General features: G+C 58.4%; 1 protein-coding gene. It reads left to right on the forward strand.

What is annotated here, in order from left to right; all coding sequences use genetic code 11:
- Positions 1–214 precede the first annotated feature (214 nt).
- Positions 215–985 (forward strand): hypothetical protein (locus tag RFM68_RS33495; protein WP_430695013.1); only part of this gene is annotated, 771 nt, incomplete at its 3' end.

Raw genomic sequence — 985 nt, forward strand, 5'->3', positions numbered from 1 at the left:
CCAGCGAAACGCCAGCGGCGCGCGCATCAATTGGATGTTCTCGACCGAACAGGCGCGCCTCAAATTGGCCAAAGCCTATCCAAGGCCCACCGCCAAAGAGTCATAATCCCTGTGCAGAGGTACTAGTAGCAGGGACGATGAGGAACTCTTTGCCACCTACGAGGCAAAAGCTACCGCCGACAAAATAAACTCACACACGGTCAAGACCGACATCGTGGCGCTGCGTAAGTTCAGCAAATGGCTTGCGCAGAACCACGGGACGCAAATCGCCGACCGGCTTGAAAGTCCGGAGTTGGACGCGCTGGCGAAAGCCTATGCGGGCCGCGAGGCCTGGCGTATAACACCAGCGTTGAGAAGGCTCCGGCAGACCAAGGCCGAGCAGCGGGTGACAGTTAAAGACCATCGTCCTGTCACCGAAGACACCAGAGTGATTGAGGCTGCCTGTAACGAAGCCGCCAGCAAAGGATATTACGGGCGAACGATTAGGAATTATCGACCTGTTTTGCTGCGTTTCAATGATTGGCTCACTGAGAACTTTGGTAAGGGTGTTGCCCGGATTGAACCTGCGGTGCTGGACCGTGCGGTCGAAGAGTACAAGAAGAACGAATCACGTGCGTTCCGCAGCGCGTGGAGCTTCTTTCAGAGATTTCGACAGATGTCCGCAGCAAACGAGGTCCTGCACTTGGCCGCCAACGGGCAGGCGGGTTGGCGCCAGGATGAAGGCCGCGCACACAAAGCCGCGGCGCAAACCGCTTCCTTGTCGCCTATCCCCCTGCCTCCAGCCGACCCGTCTTGGAACCAGCTGCGAAACCTCATTCAAAAAGACCTTGCGCAGCCTAGCTCGTCCTCGGCCTTCGCAGGCGCCCAGCAGGCCAGCTCGTTTCAAGAGTTTTCCTCAGCTCCGCATACTCCGTTCGAGGGAGCTTGGGATTGGCTCACCACGCAGATGCAGTCCTCCACGCCCTCGTCTGCGAGGTCTCCGTCC

This window comes from Mesorhizobium montanum (assembly GCF_033977145.1).
Classification (GTDB): Bacteria; Pseudomonadota; Alphaproteobacteria; order Rhizobiales; family Rhizobiaceae; genus Mesorhizobium; species Mesorhizobium montanum.